This is a genomic window from Streptococcus australis (assembly GCF_047463015.1).
Classification (GTDB): Bacteria; Bacillota; Bacilli; order Lactobacillales; family Streptococcaceae; genus Streptococcus; species Streptococcus australis_F.
Map to the genome: position 1 here is coordinate 12,712 of NZ_JASHER010000006.1, position 23,968 is coordinate 36,679.

General features: G+C 45.0%; 19 protein-coding genes and 1 other RNA gene. 3 read left to right on the forward strand and 17 right to left on the reverse strand.

The features are described 5' to 3' along the window. Position 1: 1 nt before the first annotated feature. From QM873_RS06615 to QM873_RS06645, 7 genes are all read right to left on the reverse strand, one after another. Positions 2–733, reverse strand: coding sequence for a hypothetical protein (locus QM873_RS06615; RefSeq protein WP_048716641.1), 732 nt, complete (start codon positions 731–733; stop codon positions 2–4). A gap of 209 nt (positions 734–942) precedes the next feature. Next, the gene (locus QM873_RS06620; protein ID WP_048716644.1) at positions 943–1,737 is read right to left on the reverse strand and encodes a hypothetical protein; all 795 of its coding nucleotides are present in this window, start codon (positions 1,735–1,737) and stop codon (positions 943–945) included. 21 nt (positions 1,738–1,758) lie between these two features. Beyond that, positions 1,759–2,901, reverse strand: a complete 1,143-nt coding sequence (locus QM873_RS06625; RefSeq protein ID WP_414279028.1) for a hypothetical protein — start codon at positions 2,899–2,901, stop codon at positions 1,759–1,761. Positions 2,902–3,084: 183 nt separating this feature from the next. Continuing rightward, positions 3,085–4,434: a glucose-6-phosphate isomerase gene (locus QM873_RS06630; RefSeq protein ID WP_129269852.1), complete on the reverse strand. Its 1,350-nt coding sequence runs from the start codon at positions 4,432–4,434 to the stop codon at positions 3,085–3,087. A gap of 510 nt (positions 4,435–4,944) precedes the next feature. Next, positions 4,945–5,040: signal recognition particle sRNA small type (gene ffs, locus QM873_RS06635), an RNA gene on the reverse strand. 38 nt (positions 5,041–5,078) lie between these two features. Beyond that, positions 5,079–5,591 carry a tRNA adenosine(34) deaminase TadA gene (gene tadA / locus QM873_RS06640; RefSeq protein WP_049474207.1) on the reverse strand — a complete coding sequence of 171 codons (513 nt, stop codon included), beginning with the start codon at positions 5,589–5,591 and terminating at the stop codon, positions 5,079–5,081. 219 nt (positions 5,592–5,810) lie between these two features. Beyond that, the gene (locus tag QM873_RS06645) at positions 5,811–7,103 is read right to left on the reverse strand and encodes an adenylosuccinate synthase (RefSeq protein WP_070665062.1); all 1,293 of its coding nucleotides are present in this window, start codon (positions 7,101–7,103) and stop codon (positions 5,811–5,813) included. A gap of 296 nt (positions 7,104–7,399) precedes the next feature. Between QM873_RS06645 and gshAB the strand changes: the two genes are divergently transcribed. Continuing rightward, positions 7,400–9,655 carry a bifunctional glutamate--cysteine ligase GshA/glutathione synthetase GshB gene (gshAB, locus tag QM873_RS06650; protein WP_414279029.1) on the forward strand — a complete coding sequence of 752 codons (2,256 nt, stop codon included), beginning with the start codon at positions 7,400–7,402 and terminating at the stop codon, positions 9,653–9,655. Positions 9,656–9,907: 252 nt separating this feature from the next. Here gshAB and QM873_RS06655 read toward each other — a convergent pair whose 3' ends face one another. After that, positions 9,908–10,036, reverse strand: coding sequence for a hypothetical protein (locus tag QM873_RS06655; protein WP_006595453.1), 129 nt, complete (start codon positions 10,034–10,036; stop codon positions 9,908–9,910). A gap of 111 nt (positions 10,037–10,147) precedes the next feature. Between QM873_RS06655 and hslO the strand changes: the two genes are divergently transcribed. Further along, a complete protein-coding gene (hslO, locus tag QM873_RS06660) occupies positions 10,148–11,020 on the forward strand; it encodes an Hsp33 family molecular chaperone HslO (protein ID WP_049485821.1) in 873 nt (290 codons plus the stop codon). Beyond that, the gene (gene dusB / locus QM873_RS06665) at positions 11,007–11,987 is read left to right on the forward strand and encodes a tRNA dihydrouridine synthase DusB (protein ID WP_006595451.1); all 981 of its coding nucleotides are present in this window, start codon (positions 11,007–11,009) and stop codon (positions 11,985–11,987) included. The genes hslO and dusB overlap by 14 nt, the downstream gene beginning before the upstream one ends. Before the next feature lie 317 nt (positions 11,988–12,304). Here dusB and QM873_RS06670 read toward each other — a convergent pair whose 3' ends face one another. From QM873_RS06670 to QM873_RS06710, 9 genes are all read right to left on the reverse strand, one after another. After that, the gene (locus tag QM873_RS06670; RefSeq protein WP_343093950.1) at positions 12,305–13,102 is read right to left on the reverse strand and encodes an NUDIX domain-containing protein; all 798 of its coding nucleotides are present in this window, start codon (positions 13,100–13,102) and stop codon (positions 12,305–12,307) included. Then, positions 13,103–13,885: a nicotinamide riboside transporter PnuC gene (pnuC, locus tag QM873_RS06675; protein WP_195611745.1), complete on the reverse strand. Its 783-nt coding sequence runs from the start codon at positions 13,883–13,885 to the stop codon at positions 13,103–13,105. 12 nt (positions 13,886–13,897) lie between these two features. Beyond that, a complete protein-coding gene (locus QM873_RS06680) occupies positions 13,898–14,956 on the reverse strand; it encodes an AAA family ATPase (RefSeq protein WP_343093951.1) in 1,059 nt (352 codons plus the stop codon). 203 nt (positions 14,957–15,159) lie between these two features. Then, positions 15,160–15,894 (reverse strand): hypothetical protein, encoded by a 735-nt coding sequence (locus QM873_RS06685; RefSeq protein WP_023024639.1) that lies wholly within the window; start codon positions 15,892–15,894, stop codon positions 15,160–15,162. Between the two features lie 162 nt (positions 15,895–16,056). Continuing rightward, the gene (locus QM873_RS06690) at positions 16,057–16,461 is read right to left on the reverse strand and encodes a DUF4430 domain-containing protein (protein WP_023024640.1); all 405 of its coding nucleotides are present in this window, start codon (positions 16,459–16,461) and stop codon (positions 16,057–16,059) included. Beyond that, the gene (locus tag QM873_RS06695) at positions 16,442–16,930 is read right to left on the reverse strand and encodes an ECF transporter S component (protein WP_023027354.1); all 489 of its coding nucleotides are present in this window, start codon (positions 16,928–16,930) and stop codon (positions 16,442–16,444) included. Before QM873_RS06695 ends, QM873_RS06690 begins: the two co-directional genes overlap by 20 nt. 11 nt (positions 16,931–16,941) lie before the next feature. Beyond that, entirely contained in the window at positions 16,942–19,371 is a 2,430-nt protein-coding gene (locus QM873_RS06700; protein ID WP_414279030.1) for an ATP-dependent Clp protease ATP-binding subunit, read from the reverse strand. A gap of 7 nt (positions 19,372–19,378) precedes the next feature. Next, a complete protein-coding gene (locus QM873_RS06705) occupies positions 19,379–19,837 on the reverse strand; it encodes a CtsR family transcriptional regulator (protein ID WP_048716682.1) in 459 nt (152 codons plus the stop codon). Between the two features lie 384 nt (positions 19,838–20,221). Beyond that, the gene (locus tag QM873_RS06710) at positions 20,222–23,911 is read right to left on the reverse strand and encodes an alpha-L-fucosidase (protein ID WP_414279031.1); all 3,690 of its coding nucleotides are present in this window, start codon (positions 23,909–23,911) and stop codon (positions 20,222–20,224) included. Positions 23,912–23,968 lie beyond the last annotated feature (57 nt).

The window sequence follows — 23,968 nt, forward strand, 5'->3', positions numbered from 1 at the left end:
CTTATTCGACCTTGACTAGATGATAGCGAGCATCTTTTTGGGCTTGCAAAGTGAGAAAGACGAGCCCCTCTTGTGCACGGTAGGTTAGGACCAAAACTGTCTTTCCATCCTTATGATTCATAAGCAATGATTGTGGCAAGCCAACCTTTTGTAAAATGTCTTCTAGTTTCATGCCAGTTTTCTCTTTCCCACTAGCAAGACTGGTCAAGGCTGCCTTTTTCAGCTGTTTACTTTCTATATTCTGCTTAGAGGTTGGTTGATAGCCCTGAATAGCTGTTAGATAGTAGCCATCCTTCATATGGGTAAATTCAAATTGGTATCTATCTCGACCATCTTGTGTCGTTCCATAGCTGAGACGAAGGAGCTGCGTTCTAGCTTTTGATTCAAGCCGAGCTTGCTTGGCTCCCCCTAATTTTTTGACCAGGGTCTCTGGTGTCGTTCCCTTGGTGCTTGGCCCACCAGTCCCATCTCCTATTTTAAATTCTAGCAATTCCTCCAAATGCACCCCAACTTCTGGTCGATCTGATTTCGCCAGGAAGGCCTGCAGATAAGCTTCTTCCTTACGAAAGGTCACTTGCTGGTCTGGATTTAGCTGGTCTTGTGGCCTCCCAGAAGCAGCAAGCCCATAGCCTACTCCCAGCATTGCGAGGACCCCGAAAATAATCCCTCTTTTTTGGATGAAAGCTAAGAGGGTCTTCAGATGTTTTCCTGTTGTTTCCTTTACATTATCCATTCTGCGATCGTATCTGTATCCCTTTCCGTCCAACTGTTCACACGTGTTTCCTTTGTCAACATATCCTACTATACCATAAATAGCCAGTCCCCGCTAGAACAGAAAAAGATCTGAAAATGCCATTCCAGATCTTTTTAGGGTTTTAGGTGAATGGATTCTTCCTCCCTTACCTCTTTCGAAAAGAATGAATGAAGAGCCCTTCTTCATCATCATTCTTTTTCAGATAAGAGGAAATCACCATCTGATTGTCTCACAAAAGTCAACCTATATTCAGAAGAACTTGAGGATTTAATATTTACTCTCATTGTAGTCACAATATCATGAGTTTTGTAGTCCTCTTCTGCAGACATTGAAAGACTAGAAATCGTATGATCCTTAATCACTTCCTTGTAGGATACACCATCCTTACCAGTTTTGGCATCTCCCACTTTCAGTTTATCATAGTAAGATGAGGTCATAAAATCGTCCTCAGCTTCTTTATAATTTCCTGAATAATAGAGGTCTTTTAAATAATAATTGTCTCCATTCTTCTGAAACGTAAGGCGCATTTCACGTACAGTATGATAAGAAGGCAGCGTATCATCCTGATCTTCGTCTAACTCGCCCCATTCTAAATCAATTTTATCTCTTCGAAACGTGCCTTTCAAAGCCTTGCCATGTGCATCCACGACATCTTCAATGCTTGTTCCTAAATCTGGAGTTTCGTATGTCCCAAACTCCAAATCAGCTAAATCATCAATGTTCCAAGAAAATTCTGCTTCTTCCGGATTAATATACTTCCCAGACTGATCACGTTTTGATTCCCCTGCGTCAGCTGTTGGGTGAAGGGCCGGTTCGCTACTTTTAGCATTTGTTGCACCAAAAGAACGACCAAGAAATAGACCTGCAATGACTCCTAAGACTGCAAAAACACTAACACAAGCGATTAACAGACCTTTCCCTGGCTTCTTTTGATTACCAGTTTCTGGCACACCAAATGGTGCCTGTGATTGATTCATATTCATCTTTCATCTATCTCCTCTATATTAATAACGCTCTGGACCAATGTATAAGAAATCTCCATCTGGTTGTGCTAAGAAGCGCAATGTCTTATAATCGTCACCGACCTTAAAGTTTACGGTTGCAATAACACGAGTAGAGTCATACTTTTCTCCGTCCTCAGTCATTTTTGTTTCTGTTCCAATTCGAACAACATTTGATTTATGCTTTTTCAAAACTTCTGATAGGGAAGTTCCACCTTCACCAGTTTTCTTATCTCCTGTTTTCAGATTTTTGAATTCTTTTGTACTCAACTCACGATCTGCAGAAGTATCTTCATCTTCATCGTCTTCTTCGTCTGCATAGAATTCTTCTAAATCAAAAGCTTCCACAGTTTTCAAATAATAGTTGCCATCAACTTTTTCAAATCGGAAATAAACATTCTGATGTTCAGCATTCTTTGCGCGATCCCAATAAAGAGTAAGGCTATTCTTATCATACTCTACACTGGAAGCCAATCCATAGGTTTCAACAATCTGATCAGCAGTCAACCCATAACCATCCTTGTTGGTATAACTCAAGGTAGCAAGGTCTTTAAGAGTCCAGGTGAAAACAGTCTCCTTCTTTTCTGTAATGAAGCTGTTCTTTACCTTCTTTGCTTCTTCATTAGCGAGTTCTAAGCGTTTTGTTCGATTAGCATCTGCTTGAGGCTTAGATGAATGTCCCCAGAAATAGCCTGCTCCGCCACCAATCAAGCCACCAAGAAGGAGTGCAAGAAGGGAGAAGACAACAATTTTCGTCCATCCACGCTTCGGTTTTGGCTGAACATTCCATTGCGATTGGAAGGCTTGAGGGTTCCCTTGTTGGTAGAAAGGATTGTTTTCTACCTGAGGAGCTTGGTTTTGGAAAAATTGTCCCTGCCCACCAGCTTGTGGTCCTTCTACTGGAGAAGACTGTTGAAAGGCTTGCGCTCCTGGTGCGCCAAATGGCTCATAAGCTGTTTGACCAGTTTGTGCTCCAAAAGGTTCTTGGACGGTTTGACCAGTTTGAGCTTCAAGAGGTTGCTGAACAGTTTGTTCTTCTTGTGCTCCAAAAGGTTCTTGAACAGTTTGTCCCTCTTGTGTTCCAAAAGGCTCTTGAGAAACGTTCTCCTCTTGTGTTCCAAAAGGTGTCTTGTCTTCTGTTGTCATAATCTCTCCTTTACTAACAACCTGCGCCCGTCATTCTCCCCACTTTTCGTGACCATAGTTTGACGTGCAAAGTATAAATATAGTAGTTCTACTATATCATAAAACAGTCTATTTTTCCACCTCATTCTGAGATATTGAAAGCGATTAAAAAACGACCTCTTGCGAGATCGTTTTGTCTATTGATTAAAGACGAGAGTTAAGTTCTTTGCTCAATTCTTCAAATCCTGGTTTTCCAAGAAGGGCAAACATGTTACGTTTGTATGCTTCAACACCTGGTTGGTCAAATGGGTTGATAGCATTCAAGTAACCTGAAAGGGCGATTGCCAATTCGAAGAAGTAGATAGTATATCCAAGAGTGAAGGCATCTTGCTCAGGAAGAGTTACGTACATGTTTGGCACGTCACCATCTGTGTGGGCAAGAAGAACACCGTCAGTTGCTTTTTTGTTCACGAAGTCAACATCTTTTCCTTGAAGGTATCCAAGTCCGTCAAGGTCTTCTTCCAAAGTAGGGATGATCACGTTCTTACGAGGTTTGTCAACGCGGACAACTGTTTCAAACATGATACGAGTTCCTTCTTGGATAAATTGACCCAATGAGTGCAAGTCTGTTGAGAAGTTAGCTGAAGTTGGGTAGATCCCTTTTTGGTCTTTCCCTTCTGACTCACCAGCCAATTGTTTCCACCATTCTGAGAAGTATTGAAGGGATGGCTCGTAGTTTACCAAAATTTCAGTTGCATAGCCTTTACGGTAAAGGATGTTACGAACAGCTGCGTATTGGTAAGCTTCGTTTTCTGAAAGTTTGTCCGAAGTGTAGTCTTTACGAGCTGCGTTCGCACCTTCCATAAGGGCCTTGATATCTGCACCTGATGCAGCGATTGGAAGCAATCCAACTGCTGTCAATACTGAGAAGCGTCCACCGATGTCATCTGGAACCACAAATGTTTCCCAACCGTTGGCATCTGCTTCAACTTTAACAGCACCTTTTTGGCGGTCAGTTGTTGCGTAGATCCGTTTGTTCGCTTCTTCTTGTCCGTATTTCTTCACCAAAAGTTCTTTGAAGACACGGAAAGCAATCGCTGGTTCAGTTGTTGTACCTGATTTAGAAATCACGTTTACTGAGAAGTCTTTGTCAGCTACGTACTCTACCAAGTCAGCAAGGTAAGTAGATGAGATTGAGTTTCCAGCATAAAGGATTTGTGGCGCTTTGCGTTCTTCTTTTGTTTGCAAGTTTGCAAAGTGGTGGTTCAAGAAGTCAATGGCAGCTTTCGCTCCAAGGTATGATCCACCAATACCGATAACGACCAAAACATCACTGTCTGCTTTGATTTGCTCAGCAGCTTTCAAGATGCGGTCAAATTCTTCGCGGTCGTAGTTTTCAGGAAGGTCCAACCAACCCAAGAAGTCGCTACCAGCACCAGTTCCTTTACGGATCAATTCGTCTGCTGCTGTAACTTGTGCTTGCATGTAGTCCACTTCATGTGGGGCAACAAATTTACCCAAAACTTTTGAGTAGTCAAATTTAATATGAGACATGTTATTCCTCCAAAATTTCTTCTTCTCTATGATATCGCTTTACTGGGATTTAATCAAGGGAAACCATCCTGTAAAACGTTTTCATTTGCTAATTTTTTTATTTTCACAAATCAAGCAACGACGCAATAGCAATCGTTTGCATATAGAGCCTTATTTTGAACGGAACAGACAAAAAAAGGAGCCTATTCCGAAGCTCTATTTTTACGCTATTATTCTTTGAATCCCCTAATGAATTTCGAGATAATGCTAGTGAATTATAGCCCTCACGTCGCAAAGCTCCTCAGGATCAATATCTCTAAATTCATCTGCGATTTGCGGGCATGATTCACTACGTTCATTTATCGGAACGTAGTTCTCGCTTTGCTCGAACTGCGTCAATGTACCTAAGTTCATCTTCGTCCCTTGGACTTGATTCACTAAGGGCTATCATAGGTTTACAGCTTTTTCCCTAACGGGAAAAACTGCATCCATTGCTCTAAGATTCGTCTGCGTCCCTTGGACTTGACTCATCAAGAGCAATAGAAAAGAGCACACAGTTCACTTCGCTTAGGGCTGCTGGATTCCTCCCCTGACCCGCTTCACGCAGAACTGTTGCTCCGATAGGTATTATATCATAATTTGTGGATTTTGCAAAGGTCCGGTTTTTATTCTTGTGTTTCGGCCTTGGCTGCGAGCTTGGCTTGTTTTTTTCGTTCTCGGCCTTGGCGGAAAAAGGTCTGCATAATGGCTGCACATTCTGCTTCCAAGATTCCTGTTTCTACTTCCACCCGGTGATTGAGACGTTCATCTGTCAAAATGTCGTAGAGACTCCCTGCTCCACCAAACTTCTGATTGGTCGCACCGTAGACTACCTGAGGGATCCGGGCCAGCCCGATGGCACCACTGCACATGACACAGGGTTCAATGGTCACAAATAGGGTGGTATCCAGCAAACGCCAGCTCTCTTCGTGCTGATTGGCTTCTTCGATCGCCATTACCTCCGCATGCATGACCGCTCGCTGCAATTCTTCTCGCGCGTTGTGCCCACGTCCAATGATCTCGCCGTCTTTGACAATGACACAGCCAATAGGAATTTCCTCATGGGCCAAGGCGATCTCTGCCTCTTTTAAAGCCTCTCGCATAAAAGCTTCTTTCTCTTCTAGGGTATAGTCTCTCACTTGTACACTCACTTACTTTTTATGTTCTTGTTCTATTATATGATGAAGCCAGAAAAAAAGCCACCAATGGGTGACTTCTTATAGGGAGATATTATGAAAAAAAGTTTGGATTCTAAACAAAGTTGGGAGGTCTTTGTTTATGGTCTTAGTATAGACCACAGGGCTTAAAGTATTCTTAAGACTCAAAAAAGTTGAGAGAGACTCCCAACTTTTATTGAATTATTTACTTGACCAGACACTTTCCAGGATATTGGTTTGGTCACGATCTGGTCCGACTGAGAAGGTTGAAATGCGCACACCAACCAACTCACCGATCCGGCGAACATAATTGCGGGCATTTTCTGGAAGCTCATCCAAGTGGCGGACACCTGTGATGTCTTCTGACCAGCCTGGTAATTCTTCATAGATTGGTTTGCAACGTTTGAGTTGCTCCAAGCTTGCTGGGTAGTGGTCAATGCGTTCTCCATCCAAGTCGTAAGCCACACAGATCTTCACTGTATCCAAACCTGACAGAACGTCGATGGAGTTCAAGCTGAGGTTGGTAATTCCTGACACACGACGGCTATGGCGCATGACAACTGAGTCAAACCAACCGACACGACGTGGACGACCGGTTGTTGTCCCATACTCATGGCCGACTTCACGGATCCGATCACCCACTTCATCAAAGAGCTCCGTAGGGAATGGGCCATCTCCAACACGGCTGGTATAGGCTTTACATACACCGACAACCTTATCGATCTTACTTGGGCCGACACCTGATCCGATGGTCACCCCACCTGCAACAGGGTTTGAGGAAGTTACAAATGGATAGGTTCCTTGGTCGATATCCAACATAACCCCTTGGGCTCCTTCAAAGAGCACGCGCTTGCCGTTATCCAAAGCATCGTTCAAGATAACAGAAGTATCGGTTACATATTGTTTGATTTGTTGACCATATTCATAGTATTCTTCGAAGATATCGTCAAATGACAAAGCCTCTGCATCATAGAGTTTGGTAAATTGACGGTTCTTTTCTTCCAAATTGATGCGAAGGCGTTCCGCAAAGACGTCACGGTCCAAAAGATCCGCAATCCGAATTCCTACACGTGCAGCCTTGTCCATATAGGCTGGTCCAATCCCTTTGATGGTCGTTCCGATTTTGTTGTCCCCTTTAGACTCTTCTTGGAGACGGTCCAATTCGATGTGGTAAGGAAGGATGACATGGGCACGGTCAGAAATGCGAAGGCTGTCTGTTGATACCCCTTCTTCATGGAGATAAGCCAACTCTTTGACCAATGATTTCGGGTTGACCACCACCCCATTTCCAATCACAGAGATCTTTTCAGGGAAGAAGATACCAGAAGGAATCAAGTGCAACTTGAACTTTTTGCCGTCAATCACGATGGTGTGACCGGCATTGTCCCCACCTTGGTAGCGAGCAATGACTTCTGCATTGGCTGATAGGAAGTCTGTAATCTTCCCTTTTCCTTCATCTCCCCACTGGGTTCCTACAACAACTACTGATGTCATATCTTTGTCTGAGCTATATAGCTCGTCCTTTCTTGAAAAGCAGGCAGGAATCTCACCTGCGATTATGTTTTATACCTCATTATATGAAAAATTTGACAATTTTTCAAGGAGGGTTCATCATTTCATTTGTTTTTTCTCTTATGTAGACGAATTACATTTTTACAAAATATGTATTTTCTGAATTTTAGTACTTAATTTAAAATAAAAGTTCGGAATTTTTGTAAAATCGTAGCGGAAATTTGCTTTCTTTTTCCGTTTGTAATAGACTAAAATAACTACCATAGGACGGTGAAACGATGACGATTAATCAATTACTGCAGAAACTGGATACATCAAGCCCTATTCTCCAAGCGACCTTTGGTCTGGAGAGGGAAAATCTGCGAGTGACAACTGATGGACACTTAGCTCAAACTGCTCATCCGAGTCAGCTTGGTTCCCGCAATTTCCACCCGATCATCCAAACAGACTTCAGCGAACAACAACTGGAACTAATTACACCTATTGCTCACTCTACTAAGGAAGCGCGGCGCTTACTGGGAGCTATCAGCGATGTGGCAGGCCGCTCAATTGACCAGAGTGAATGCCTGTGGCCTCTGTCCATGCCACCGCAGCTGACTGAAGAAGATATTATCATCGCCCGTCTGGAAAACGAATACGAACGCCACTACCGAGAGGGTTTAGCGAAAAAATATGGCAAAAAACTACAGGCCATCTCTGGTATCCACTACAACATGGAGCTAGGGAAAGATCTGGTCGCTGCTCTCTTTCAAGTCAGCTCCTATCATTTACTCAAGGACTTTAAAAATGACCTCTATCTCAAACTGGCTCGAAACTTTCTGCGTTTCCGATGGCTCTTAACCTATCTCTACGGTGCTGCTCCTCTGGCAGAAGCCGGCTTCTACAGTCAGGAATACCCGCAGCCTATCCGCTCTTTTCGCAACAGCAACTATGGCTATGTCAATGACGAGAATATTCAGGTGTCCTACACTTCTTTGGAGCAATATGTAACCGATATTGACAACTACGTTCAGTCTGGCGAGCTCAGTGCTGAAAAAGAATTTTACTCAGCCGTTCGCTTCCGTGGACAGAAGCACAATCGCGCCTATCTGGAGCAGGGTATCACCTATCTGGAATTCCGCTGCTTCGATCTCAATCCTTTTGACCATTTGGGCATTAGCCAAGAGACCTTAGATACTGTCCATCTCTTTTTACTGGGCCTGCTCTGGCTAGATGATGTAGAAAATGTTGATGCAGTATTAAAAGATGCTCATGATTTGAACCAGAAAATTGCTTGTAGCCACCCGCTGACTGCCCTGCCAGATGAGGCAGACAGCTCAGCCATTCTCCAAGCCATGGAAGGGCTCATCCAGCATTTTGAACTGCCAACTTACTATCAAACTTTGCTGGACCAGATGAGAGAGGCTCTCTTACATCCTCAGCTGACACTGTCAGGACAGCTCCTGCCCCATATCCAGCAAGATTCCTTAACAGCTTTTGGTCTAGAAAAAGCAGAAGAATACCACCGCTATGCCTGGACTGCTCCTTATGCCCTCAAAGGCTACGAAAATATGGAACTGTCCACCCAGATGCTACTCTTTGATGCTATTCAAAAGGGGCTAAATGTCGAAATTTTAGATGAAAAGGACCAATTTCTCAAGCTTTGGCATGGTAGTCATGTAGAATATGTCAAGAACGGTAATATGACCTCCAAGGATAACTATGTCATCCCTTTGGCCATGGCCAATAAAACAGTCACCAAAAAGATTTTGGCAGCAGCTGACTTTCCCGTTCCGGCTGGAGCAGAATTTTCTTCTCTAGAAGAGGGACTGGCCTACTACCCTTTGATTAAGAACCGAGAAATTGTTGTCAAACCCAAGTCAACTAACTTCGGACTGGGCATCTCTATCTTCCAAGAGCCAGCTAGCCTGGAAGCTTATCACAAGGCTCTGGAGATTGCTTTTTCAGAAGATGTCGCCGTCTTAGTGGAGGAATTTATCGCTGGAACGGAGTACCGCTTCTTTGTCTTAGACGGACAATGCCAAGCAGTCCTCTTGCGAGTGGCGGCCAATGTCGTCGGAGACGGTCAGCATACCGTGAGAGAATTGATTACCATCAAAAATGACAATCCTCTGCGGGGCCGAGATCATCGTTCACCGCTTGAAATCATTGAACTGGGGGACATTGAACTGCTCATGCTGGACCAGCAAGGCTATGGACCAGATGATATCCTGCCTGCTGGAGTCAAGGTTGACTTGCGGCGCAATTCCAACATTTCTACTGGCGGAGACTCGATTGATGTCACAGACAGCATGCACCCATCTTATAGGGAACTCGCTGCGGACATGGCAAAGGCTATGGGAGCCTGGGCCTGTGGCGTTGATCTCATCATCCCTGACAGCTCTGCTATTTCCACAAAGGAAAATCCCAACTGTACCTGCATCGAGCTCAACTTTAATCCTTCTATGTATATGCACACCTATTGTGCTGAGGGGCCGGGACAAAGCATTACTCCGAAAATACTAGCTAAACTTTTCCCAGAAATGGACCTATAAAGTAAGAAAACGCAGAAGATGTCTCTGCGTTTTTGTTTTGTAACCGAGGTAGAGTTTTAGATGATAACCTAAAAAGATTAAGCATGGTCCTCCTACAAGTTTAAAATAGCAAGTCATTTGCTGTAAAATCATCCTCTAACAAGCAAATTTCAAACCTCTCCTGCATATAGCAGAGGAAATCTTCCCTTTTTCCTAAAAAGAATCATAGGTCGCGAATACAAGGCTAGTATCATCTGAACAAGTTCCAGCCAGTTACTGTTGGCTTCCATAGCCCACCATCTCAACCGCTTTAAAACTGCCTCGGGTTAAAAATTCATACGGAACCCCTAATGCATCAGCTACCGCCAAACCATAGACTGCCGTTTTCAAAGATTGGTTCATGCTAGCCTCCTTTGTTTTATTATACTATTTTTGGTCTTAAAATTCTTCCTAATCCCCAAAAACAAGCGCAGGCCCGCGCTTGTTTTTCTATTTTATGCTAAAATAGAAGCTATGGACAAAATTATTAAAACTATCTCAGAAAGTGGCTCCTTCCGTGCCTTTGTACTAGACAGTACAGAGACCGTGCGAGCAGCCCAAGAATACCATCAGACACAAGCAAGCTCAACTGTGGCCCTCGGTCGGACCCTGATCGCAAGTCAAATTCTCGCCGCCAATGAAAAGGGAAACACCAAGATAACGGTGAAAATCCTCGGTACTAGCTCACTTGGTGCTATCATCACTGTGGCAGATACTCAAGGAAACGTCAAAGGCTACGTGCAAAATCCTGGGGTGGATATCAAGAAAACAGCGACTGGTGAAGTCGTGGTCGGACCATTCGTCGGAAATGGGGAATTCTTAGTCATCACCGACTACGGCACAGGCAACCCGTATCATTCCATGACACCTCTGGTCACTGGAGAAATCGGTGAAGACCTGGCTTACTACTTGACCGAAAGCCAACAAACGCCATCTGCAGTGGGACTCAATGTCCTACTTGATGAAGAAGACAAGGTCAAGGTAGCCGGTGGGTTCTTGGTTCAGGTCTTGCCAAATGCCAAGGAAGAAGAAATTGCCCGTTTCGAAAAACGGATCCAAGAAATGCCAGCCATTTCTACCCTTTTAGCATCTGACGACCACATTGAAGCCCTTCTTGCTGCCATCTATGGCGAAGATCCTTACAAACGTCTCTCAGAAGAAGAGATCCGCTTCCAGTGTGACTGTAGCAAGGAACGCTTCATGAATGCCCTGGCAAGCTTACCAGCCAAAGACCTTCAAGAAATGAAGGACGAAGACCATGGAGCTGCAATCACTTGCCAATTCTGTCAGACAACCTACCACTTTGATGAAAACGACTTGGAGGAACTCATTCGTGACAAATCTTAATACACCTTTTATGATTGGGAACGTCGAGATCCCAAACCGGACGGTCCTAGCACCTATGGCCGGTGTGACCAACTCAGCCTTCCGAACCATTGCGAAAGAACTCGGAGCTGGGCTTGTGGTCATGGAAATGGTCTCTGACAAGGGGATCCAATACAACAACGAAAAGACCCTGCATATGCTCCATATCGATGAGGGAGAAAATCCTGTATCGATTCAACTATTTGGTAGTGATGAAGACAGCTTAGCACGCGCGGCAGAATTCATCCAAGAAAATACCAAAACTGATATCGTGGATATCAACATGGGCTGCCCAGTTAATAAGATCGTGAAAAACGAAGCGGGTGCCATGTGGCTCAAAGACCCAGACAAGATCTATTCCATTATCAATAAGGTTCAATCTGTCCTGGATATCCCCCTCACTGTTAAAATGCGGACAGGTTGGTCGGACCCTTCTCTAGCAGTTGAGAATGCCCTCGCAGCGGAAGCCGCAGGCGTATCTGCCCTCGCTATGCATGGTCGGACTCGGGAACAAATGTATACGGGGCATGCGGATCTTGAGACCCTTCACAAGGTTGCACAAGCTCTGACCAAGATTCCATTTATCGCCAATGGTGACATCCGTACAGTTCAAGACGCCAAGCAACGGATTGAAGAAGTCGGTGCCGATGCGGTTATGATCGGCCGTGCAGCCATGGGCAATCCTTACCTCTTCAACCAAATCAATCACTACTTTGAAACAGGAGAAATCCTGCCTGATTTGACCTTCGAAGACAAGATGAAGATTGCTTATGAGCACTTGAAGCGCTTGATCAATCTCAAGGGTGAGCACATTGCCGTTCGCGAATTCCGTGGTTTAGCTCCTCACTACCTCCGAGGAACCTCAGGCGCAGCCAAACTCCGCGGAGCCATTTCGCAAGCTAGCACTCTAGCTGAGATTGAAGAACTTCTTCAATTAGAAAAAGCTTAATGACAAAAAAACAGCATCGAAATATTGATGCTGTTTAAAATATGTACTAACTATTTTTAACATAAAATAGCTAGCTGGTTTTTCAAAAAAACTGACTTATTTTTTTAGTCAGTTATGTAAATCTAAAACTTTCCGCTGTGAGAAAAGCGCCTGAAACACAAATGTTTCAGGCACTCGGAATTATTGAGACCTTAGGCTCAATAATTAGTCATGGAACTTCGAAGAAGTTCGCTGACGTCCGTACTCACTTAAGGAAAGTTTTTAGAAGAACTTATCTTCATTTGACAGCATCAACTTTTTGATGCTGTTTTTGTATCTTATTGATCCGCTTGAGATTCGCTTTCTTTCCAGCGATAGGTCTTGCGTGGTTTTTTCTTAGGTACCCGCTTAACCCCCACTTCTTCAACGTAAGAGCCATAGGTCACAAGGAAATTATTGGTCAAAATTTCTTTATCTGGATGGATCAGATTCACCAACTCGGTTGCTTCGTATACGGTGAAAGGCTCTTCTAGGAGATGGAGGAAGGTTGGATTCCAGGCCAAGCGCCCTTGGATCCGCTTGATGGATTCTTGGACAATCTCATAGTGGTCAAAGGCAAAATCTTCAGCCGTCAAGACACGTCCATCTAGGGAACATTCCCCATGTTTGAAGTCCACATCGAGAAAGAGAACTTCTTTGGCATCATCTCCAGCTCGGACTATATCTACTGCTTCAGCTGGCAAATAAACCAAGTGAGCAATGGTAATGACCCAACCCCGAGGGTCCCGACCAGGAGTAGAAACTGTCATTAGTTGCTCGACCTTTTGAGGGGTCAATTCTAGTCCAACTTCTTCCTGGACTTCACGGATACAAGCCTGGATAGCATCTTCGTGCTTTTGCAAGAATCCTCCAACCAAGGCGACCCGATGCTGACAAGGGTGGGTTTTCCGGCGAATCACCAAGAGTTTCAAGCGCCCTTCTACAAAGCAGTAGGCCACCATATCCGCTGTCACGCTTGGATTTTCATAGGTGGGATGATCCTGCTCCTTATACCAACGGAGGAATTCTTCCTCGCTGACGACCGTCTCGTAGTATTCCTTTTCGTTCATCCCTTCCGGAATGCTTGTTGCTGTCATTTAAGCAACCTCCTTTTTCACTGCTTTACTCCACTGATACCAACCGACAAGACTGTTAAGGGTATAGCCCCAGTACATACCTTGAATATGGATGCTCTTTCCCCACCAGAGGTAGATACTGAAGAGGTTGGTCGCAATCCAGAAAATCCATTGTTCGCGATAGAGACCGGTCATGAGAAGCTGTCCGACACCATTGGTCGCATCTGTTATACTATCACGGAAAGGGCGAGCACTGTGGATGCTTTTATAGGCGTAGCCCATCCCGATCCAAATCAGAGCTGTTAGAACCAAATACTTGATCCATTCCATTAAGGTTAATTTCTTGGACTCAAAGTGAGATTCTTCTGCATCCCCCTGGTCATTGATCCGATTTGACAACCAAACATAGAGACCAATTGGTTGCATCACGAAGAAGTACAGGGTTGTCAGAACTTCTCCATAGAAGTTTTTGTTCAAGGCTAGGACGAGGTAAATCGCTGAGTTAACTGCTCCAAAGAGATAGTTACTAGCCCGACCTTCTGCTACTAGTATCACACAAACGATTCCTGTCCAGGAGGCAAAGAGCCCTAACCAATCGTGACTTGCTTCCTGATTGGTAAACTCTAGGACAAAGGGCACGCTAGATAAAGCAAGCAAATAGAGCCATTGTGTCAGAGTGCGACCTGCAAATAGGTCTTTCCAAAGGAGTTTCATAATCCCTACGAAGCCACGTTTGCCAGCTTCTCGATGGACATTTTTTAAATGCTCCCCGAATGTTTGAATTTTTTCTTGTAGTCGTTTCATGCTGCTTCTCCTTTAATCAGCTTGATAAATCGTATCGATGACACGCTTTGCTTCTTCGTAATTCCCCAAGTAGTCCTGCCCGAGATAGGCTGTAGGAATATCTGCGAGATATTGGTGGCGGAGGTGATCCAGGTGATTTGAAAAACTGTTGCGAATTTCATCATCTGCCATGGTCATATCACGGAAACCATCATTGACATAGGATCCAATGGGTTGGACAAATAAGATCAGATCCCATTTTTCCTTAGCGAGGATACTAACGAATAAGTTATCAAAGGTATCCATCACACTGGTCTCTTGGCCTTCTACTTCCATATAGTAGTCGTAATAGCCCTTGGTCACCAGAGAGTTGGTATCCGCAATGACCAGTCCACGATTGGCACTACTATCGATTAATTTTGAGGTTTGATCGTATTGTCCGAGTAGGAGATAATAATAGTCCTTGGGGGTCAGCTCATCATCCCGTACATTATTTCTGATCTGGTACTCGCGAGCATACTCCAAACTCACTGGCGCATCATAGAAGCGGGCCAAATCTTTTGCCAAGGTCGTCTTCCCGTTACTAGCACTCCCCATAATGAGGACCTTTTTGGTAAACTGACGACGGAAGGGTTGCGCAATGTATTTCCAATACTTGCTGGGATTTTCCCGGATAAGGGTTCCTGAGATGCCAAACTGGCGCTCCTGTAAGTGCGCTTGAAAGCCTCTCGCTTCAAGTTCCTCTTGATACGTTTTTTCCCCAACATAGAAGATGAGCTCTTCTCTCTCAGCATCATATTGAATGGTTTCTAAGGCTGTTTTCAACCAAGGCTCCCATCCTAAGGGATAGCGAGGAAGTTCTGTCTCGTCTAATTTATAAATTTGGGTGAGTTCATCATTTGAAAAACCTTCTCGAATATAGCGAAAACGTTTCTGCAAAGGAAGGCCAACTTCTTCTCCTCGGTCACCTTTGTAACCAGAGACAATCACACAAACGCGGTCGCATTGGCGTTTTGCCCGTTGAATTAAATCAATATGACCTTGATGAAGGGGGGCAAACGTTCCAAATACTACTGCCACTTTTTCTTTCATCTAACTGGCTCCTTTATCATAATGTCAAAACATGTTTTGCTTATGATTTTATTATAAACTATAATTTCAATCTGTCAATACTTTTTTATAAAAAAATATATTTTTATAAAACAAAAATTAAAAAAGATTCAACTCTGTATGTTATTATACAGAATTGAATCCCTGATTTCAATCATTTTTTTAATTTTCTCAGTGGCGAGCCATTATTCCCGAACCAAGGCATGCGCATGGCCATTTTCTGTCACTTGAACACTTGCCACTTGACCATCTTGACCGACAACTATATCCAGGCTAGCTGCAGATCCATCTTGGGTGGAAATCAAGCCAGCATGGTAATGACCTTGATCCAAGTTGTATTCATAGCTTCCAATTGTATAGCCCACTGCATCGCCACCAGGAGTTTGAATGGTTACTTGTCCACCTTGTCCGATGCTTACGCCTGTATCGCGACCGTCGGTCCAACTACCTGCTGCTCCTGAATAATCCCCTGAGGCATAACTCAAGACACCTTTATAGCGTGGGTTCTCTGTCTTAGAGGCTTGTTCTTTGGCAGTCGTGCGACCTTCTTCCAAGCTAGGACGTTTTTGTTTTTCTGGTGCTGAGTTCACTGCTGGTTTTGTTTCTTTGGAAGGAGTTGGAACCAGGCCTTGACTGGCTTCTGGAACTCTTGGTGTCACTGGAGTTGATGGATTTTCTTGGCTCGCTTGTGTTTCGCTCGAAGCCATGGCAGGTGATTGTGCAACTTCTGTGCTTTGTGTGGTTTTGCTTGCGGTCTTTTTCTCTTCTTTTTTACTAGTAGAGCTTTGTTTCACTTGCGCAATTTTACTAGTTGAAGATGGACTGGTTTCCTTTTTCTTTTCTGATCCACATCCGCTTAAGAGAAGAGCAGCTGTTAGAGCAAGGGTAAATAGACTAAAGAAAGTTCCTTTCATTTTCATGGCAATACCTCTCTTTTGTAACATTTGTTACATTTTGTAATATAATTGTAACATTCATCTATAAGGAAGTCAAGAGGATTTGCAAGTCTTATAAAAAATAGAAACTAGTTTCAAAAAAAGAGTGAACAAATGGAGCCCTAGTCCAAGCATTCACTCTTTTTCTTATTGATAAACTTCTTGATAAAATTCGATGGTATCTCCATCTTGGACAGTTGTTTCTGCTGCCCCTTTTGGTGCCATCTCTCCATTGATCTTGTACATCCAATAGAGTCCCTTGCTTTCGTCCTGGGCTACGCCATCGATCGAGGTGATGAGGCCACTCTTCTCCTCAATCTTGTAGTTAGCTTTCAGGACTTCCATCAGGTTGGCTTTTTCAGCAACCTTCAAGGTCTTGCTTTGAGCTTCTTGCCCTTCAGGGGCGATACTGACCGTAATGGTAATTTGTTTTTCTTTCGCTACTTGTGAGCTAGAAGCTGAGCTTTCCGTAGTCGATGATTTGCTTTGTCCGCAACTGACCAATACAAGAGCTGCTAGGACAGCAAAGAAACTATAAAGTGTTTTTTTCATGATACAATCTCCTAAATACTACATAAAGTAGAGGGTAAAAACAGGCGGTGGAAAGGGCGTGGGCCAAGTTAAAGCTAAAGCCATTCACCAGAGCATAGGTCCACCAAGGCATGTGGTAGAGAACAGCATAAAGACTGTCAATCAGCACCCCGTAGAGAAAGGATAAGGTGCCGACCACTAGAGTCTGAACTTGCAAAGACAGATGGCGGTAAAGCCCCCGCCAAAGAGTCAAGAGGAGGCCAAAGGCCAGTATCTGAGCGAGCACCACTGGGCTCATCCCCAAGAGAAAAGCCGAGGTAAACATGGTGACCGCCATCACCAAACAGGCAAATTGCCAGTCTTCAAATAGCACCAGTAAAAAGAAAATGGCACTAATGGGTTGGACATTGGGCAAGAAGGCAAAGGCTTGTCTCAGTACCACACAGAGGGCTGCTAAGAGGGTGATTCGGGTCAAGCGTTTGAGAGGCACTGCATATCCTCCTAGTCAATCGTGAAGTTAAGCTGACCAGACTTGACACCTACCTTGAGGGTTTGCCCTTCAGCCACTTCTCCTCTCAAGAGGATCTCTGCCAAGTAGTCTTCCACCTGGGTCTGGATGGTCCGGCGCAAAGGACGTGCTCCCATTTCTGGATCATATCCGTGAGTCGCCAGCCATTTAAGAGCAGACGCTTGGAATTTCAGAGCAATGCCCTTCTCTGCTAGAGTTTGAACCAGCGGTTTCACCATAATCTTGACAATCTCATGCATTTGATCACTGGTCAAGCTATGGAAGACAACCTTCTCATCAATCCGGTTGATAAACTCTGGTCGATAGGTCTTCTTCAACTCTTCAAAGATGCGTTTCTCCATATTGGCTTGGTCAAAGCGAATATCCTTAGCTCCAAAGCCAACCGTCTTATCATCTCGTAAAGCGGTAGCTCCCAAGTTTGAAGTCATGATAATAATGGTATTGGAGAAATCTACCTTGCGTCCCTTGCTGTCGGTCAAGACACCGTCATCCAAGACTTGCAAGAGAACGTTAAAGATATCCGGATGGGCTTTTTCCACCTCATCAAACAAGAGGACTGAATAAGGTTTGTTGCGGACTTTTTCCGTCAACTCGCCCCCTTCTTCATAACCGACATAGCCTGGAGGGGCACCGTTGAGACGACTAGCCGCAAATTTCTCCATATATTCACTCATGTCAAAGCGGATCAAAGCAGACTCATCATCAAAGAGGACTTCAGCCAGCGCCTTCGCGAGCTCGGTTTTTCCGACCCCAGTCGGACCGAGGAAGAGGAAGGAGCCAATTGGCCGTTTGTGAGACCGAATTCCCGACTGATTGCGACGAATCGCTCGGCTGATACTTGAGACAGCCTGATCCTGACCGATCACGCGCTTATGAAGTTCTGCTTCTAATTCAAGGTATTTCTTAGCTGCTGTTTGGGTTAGTTTCTCCACAGGAATGCCTGACAATTGACTGAGCGTCTTCAGGATATCCTCTTCCTTAACTTCTAGCTGGTAGCCTTTTGGACTGGCATCTTCTTTTAGCAACTGAGCAACTTTTTTCCACTGCCCCTTGAGTAAGGCTTGATCGGCAGTTGTCAAGTCGGACTGAAGACCGGCTTGAGGCCCCTTGTTTTGCACGGTCGCTGCCGCCTCATCTAAGAGGTCAATGGCGGAGTCAGGCAAGAGGCGACTGGTCAAATAACGATTGGCATAAACAACAGCTGTCTCAATAGCCGCATCCGTAATATGAACACGGTGGTGACGTTCATAGGTCTTCTTGAGCCCTTGCAAAATCGCAATGCTATCTGCAACAGAGGGTTGCTCAATCAAGACCTTAGCAAAGCGGCGTGACAGAGCGGCGTCTTTTTCAATGTGTTTTTGGTATTCTTCTTGCGTAGTGGCTCCTACGGTCCGTAGGGTTCCACGGGCCAAGGCTGGCTTCAAGATATTGGCCGCATCCAAGGTGGAGTCAATCCCAGAGCCAGAGCCCATAATAGTATGGAGCTCATCAATGAAGAGGATGACATGTCCATCTTCTTCGATATCATTGATGATGTTGTTCATCCGCTCTTCAAAATCTCCACGGAACCGCGTCCCTGCGACAACATTCATCAAGTCCAATTCTAGGACCCGCATTTTAGCCAGTTCCGTCGGGACATCTCCGCTGGCAATCCGTTGAGCCAAGCCCAAGGCTAGAGCGGTCTTTCCGACACCGGCATCCCCGACCAGAACTGGGTTATTTTTTGTTTTACGGCTTAAAATCTGAATCATCCGCGAGATTTCTTGACCCCGACCAATCACCGGTTCCAAACTGCCATTGCGAGCCATTTCTGTCAAATCTCGGGTGTAGTCTTCCAAACCACCGCTGGTAGAGGCTGGCATGCCCATCATATTTCCCATGGTTTGACGATTGGGTTGCTGGGCTCGATAGAGCGAACGAATGGCCTTGACAGCTTCCTTGTCCCAACCTGCTCGTTGCTCCAAGCTCTTCCGAAGCTCGACGATTTTAATGCCCTCTTCCTGATCATCATAGCGGAAGCCGACATACTCCAATACTTGAGAAGCCAAGGTCCCCCTCTCTAATAGAAGCGCCAAGAGGACATGCTCTGTTCCAAGACTTTTGGCATGGACTGCCTGGGCAATCTCTTGGGAACGTTTCATGATTTCTTCGACACGGAAAGAAAAAGGAAACACCTCATAGCGGCCATCCCTCTGGTAGACTTGACCCGTAATGTGCTCCGCCGCATCTTGAAAATCATCAATCTGCATAGGATAGTCACTTAAGACAGAACCAGCTACACTATAAGGATTATTGGCTAAGGCTACTAGGATATGCCAGGTATCTAGGGTTTGGGAATCAAAATGACCCGCCAAGATTTGAGCGGCTTCAATCGTTTCTAATAAGGCTTTTGAATAGTTCATAAGGAGATTACATTCCCTTTCTATCGACTTGTTGGATAATTTTTCGTAGGATATTGGCTCGTAAGCGATGGGCTTCACTTCCCAGAACCTCGTCTGTCGTCGTCACTGACAAAAGCTCTGCCTCTCTCTTTGTAAGGAGTTTTTCTTCAAATAGCATTTGAAGGATATCGCCAAAAACAGTCTGACTGATTTGTTCTCCGATGCTTGCTCCAAGCTCTTTTAGCATCTGGTGTTGGTCTGAAAATTGGACCTTGCCAATCCGGATGTACCCTCCGCCTCCACGCTTGCTCTCTACGATATAGCCTCGACTTTCGGTGAAGCGGGTCTTGATCACATAATTGATTTGACTAGGAACAACTTGGAAGACATCTGCTAATTCGCTTCTCTTGAGCTCTGCGATGCCTGCTTGGGCCAGTAGCGACTTGATATAGGCCTCAATGCTATCTGATGTATTTTTACTTGCCATGATGCTCCTTTCTGACGTTTTCATTCTAGATAAGCTCTCTGCTTTTCAGAGGATCAAAAATGGTCTCATCATCCATGATGTCATTATTGACCTTATCTGACTATTATACAATTTTTACGCCTGTAAATAAAGCAAAGACTACGTCGAGATAGAATCTGAAGACCCCTTGTTGGTAGCCAGAAGGAGGCCAAAAAAGAGGCTGGGACAGAAGTCCTAGCCTCTCAATTATCTTTGGATTGTCGAGCAAGACGCAGTGGTTGAGTGGGCTCTACTACGCTGATTTCATCAGCTTTTACAGCCCTACTCAACTGTGCGGAGGTGGGACGACGAAATCGAATTCTTATGAATTACCGATTTCTGTCCCACTCTCTTATAGAAGGGGCATTAGGATTTCCGACGAGCGAATTTTACTCTTCCGCCTAAGAAGCCTAAGCCGAGTAGTCCGATCCAAGCTAAGAAACTTGCCTTCTCTGATCCTGTCTGAGGCAGTTTTTCTTGGGACTGCACAGGGTCCGGAGTTACTGCTTCTACCTCAGGAGAAAGAGGAGTCTCTTTCGAAGCCGTCGGTTTCAAAATTGGAGCAATTCCACTTTCTTTTTTGTCTTCTGGAGGAAGGAGCGGTTTCGTTTCTTGTGAGTCTTCACTTGGTTTTGTTGGTAGCGACAGATCCGGAATAATAGGAGCTTCTTCTACTTCCTTCGTCCCGACTTCCGTAATCTGATCCTGGGCCTCCACTTCGACAAAGGCATCGACTTCTGTCCGAATTTCTTTACCTTCTTCTTGTCGAACCTCGATCAACTTCAAGCGGCGTCCAACCTTCCCTGCTTGAAGGATCCTGCTTTCACCCTTGGCCAAATCCTTGTTTTCACGCGTTTGACTCTCAAATGGAATCTCCTCCGCTTCGATGAGAAGTTCTGGCTTTTCAAGAATCAAATCCCGAACACCTTCGTCTGGGCGTGTCTGCGTCAGTGGTTCATAATTGTGATCATCTTCTAAGATGGTCTCAAGGGCTTCCACTTGATTCGCTGTAGCAACCAAATCTGGTCGCTCTTGATTCAACAACTGAGTCAATTCCGTCAATTGCTCTTGAACAGTTGATTTGAGATTTGCTTTCAAGCGATCGAGAGAAGTAGCCTTGATTTTTTCTACTCCTTCTTTGATAACCTGTTGGAGCTCTTCTTGACTAAGCAACTGACTATCTTTTCCTGATAGGATAAAGCGGTCTACCTGAATGGCTCTAGATGACTGAGGATCATTGAGAGATGGATCCAAGTGCAGACGTAATTGGTGGTAGCCTTTTGCTAGACCTTGCAGATTGACCAAACTCTGGTCCAGTTTGCGTTGATCTCCATAGCCACTGAAGTAATGGTCGCCTTCAATCTCATAGTCATGACCACGCCCTTCTTCAAAGGCCATTTCTTTTCCATCTAGGGTGACGCTGTAGAGACCATGGCTTGGATCAACCACTCCTCGAACTTCCACACCAGTTCCCTTGAAGGTGATGGTCACATCAATGTGTTTCTTTCCTTCTTCATCGGTTACTTGGTTGAAGCTAGACCAAGATTCCGTTCCATTTGAGAAGTCTCGATTGTCCGTCTCATGATTCCAGCCTTGACTGTAGTGCAGTTTTGGATCTTGATCATCCACTTCTTTGCGATTTTCTGGAAGTAGGTCCTCGTTCATCACTTGGACTGTCAGTTCTGGAATAAAGCCGACCAGGCTGCCTTGATCCGGATGCAACAATTTGGCCTTAAAGTCATAGACATCGGTCGCTTTTCCTGCAAAATCAAGGGTTGGGACTTGGACTGTTTTTTCTGTCTCTCCATCTGCGAACTCAAGGGTGACATTGGTATCTTTGTAGACCTTGCCATGAACCCCTGTTCCTGGTTCTGTGATTAACTTAAGACTGGCACTTCCTTTAGAGCCACCTTTTCTTTTGACGACGATTTGCGCTGGCTCTCCTTTTTTAACAGCTAAGGTTGGCTGAGCAAACTCAAAGAGGCCTTTTTCTTGGTTATTGAGGGCATAAATCCCTTCCGTTGCGATAGCATCTCCCTTGCTATTGACCAAGGTCAAGGTATGGGAACCTGCTTTCAAATCTGGTGTTTCATAAACCTTTTGGCTGCGTTTGCGAGTTGGACTTTGGGTATTGACCGTCGCTAGTTTTTGCCCATCTACATAGACATCCATCTTCCCATGACCTGGGTCGACAGTTGCGACCACATAGGCCTTGGTCCCTTCGAATTGATAGGTTGCAGAAGCTCCCGCTTCCTTGGTCCACATCGAGGTGCCTCGAATGCCTTCTCCCTCTTCATTCCATTGGCTATTGGCCCGATCAGCTGTTCGATCGGAATGATAGGTCAAACCAAGCGGATAGCCATCGGTTTCTTCGATGCTGGCTGGTGTCTTATAGACAGAGACACCATTCAAGATTGGAGTGGCTTGGGCATCAGTAATTGACACTCGGAGGTAGCGACTATCAACTGGTTGCCCTTTGATCAAACGGCGATATCCAACGGTTGACCCAGCCCCAAAAGGAACCCATTGGCCATTCACCGCTACATCGATGGTGAAACCGGAAATCCGTTGGCCTTTTTCGATGGTTTCTTTGAGCTCTACCACATCAAAATGTTGCTCTTTTCCAAGATCGAGGACAAAAGAGCCGGTCTTGGCATCATCGGCAGGGGCCCAACTGGTCTTTTCATCGCCATCTGTCAAATGGCTGGCTGCGTAATGCGAATTGCGCCGTGTCGAGTCAGCTTCTACCAAAGCGCCCGCCGCATAGTCCACGCTGTAGAGTTGATCCAAAGTCTGGCGGAATTCTTTCAAACGGGCCACATCGGCATCCGCAAATTTTCCATCTTGATTGGGTGGAATATTGAGCAAGAGTGGCGTTCCACGACCGACAGATTTGAAGTAAATGTCCATCAATTCACGCAGGGACTTAGGCTCTTGATTGTCATGGTAGAACCAGCCAGAGCGAATGGAAACATCCGCTTCTCCAACTGAGTATTGTTTCCCTTCTGGATCTCCATGGTTGAGATAGCTATTGGATGGATTGTTGCGAATCTTATCCGGATTGACCTTATGCCAAACTGGATCTCCAGCAATTCCCTTTTCATTTCCTATCCAGCGAACATTGGTGGGCTCAGCTGAGAAGATAGCAATATCCCCTTGGGCTTTACGGATGGCGTCAAACCACTTATCGAAGGTATAGGTTACTTTTTGAGCCCCATCGCCACGCGCTCCATCCATCCAGACTTCAACAAATTTGCCTTTGTTTCCATATTTAGGATTTTCAAGGATTTCTTTGAGCTGGTTGAGATAGTATTCGTTGTATTGGTCCTCTGTATCCACATGGTAGAGCGGGCTGTGAGCATCCCAAGGGGAGAGGTAGACCCCCATATCCATGTCATACTTGCTAGCAGAAGCCGAAACTTCGGCTAGGATATCGCCTTTTCCTTCCTTCCAACCACTTTTGGCAATGGTATGGTCGGTGTATTTAGAAGGGTACAAGAGGAAACCATCGTGGTGCTTGACGACCATGATGGTCCGTTTGAAGCCAGCGTCTTTCAGGGTTTTGATCCACTGATCAGTATCCAGATGCTCTGGATAGAAATAATAAGGGTCTTCTTGCCCATCTCCCCACTCACGATCGTAGTAGGTGTTCATCCCAAAGTGGATGAAGGCTGCCAGTTCTTCGCGATGGTATTGCATTTGGGCCTTGCTAGGAAGCGGTCCGTAATCTGCAATTTCAGGCTCCTCATCTGCAGTAGCTACTGGTTGGGTTGCTTCTGTCCCTTGGCTGACTGCTCGGTTTTCTTTCTCACTCGTTACGGGTGAGGAATGTTCTGATTCTTCTTGGTGCTCTTTCACAGCTTTTTCCTCCTCCCCTTGATGCTCGACATCACTTGTGTCGACTCGTTCTTCACGAGTCTCACTTCTCTCAGCTTGTTCCTCTGCATAACTGGTAGTGACTCCTAAAAAACAAGTCGCTACGACTACAGAGCAAACCCCTACTGATAGTTTGCGGATGCCAAATCGATTTCTCTTATCAAATAATCTTTTTCCCATATTCCATTCCTTTATGTCATCAGGTAAAGAGGGTGGAGACTTTCCCCATCCTCTTTC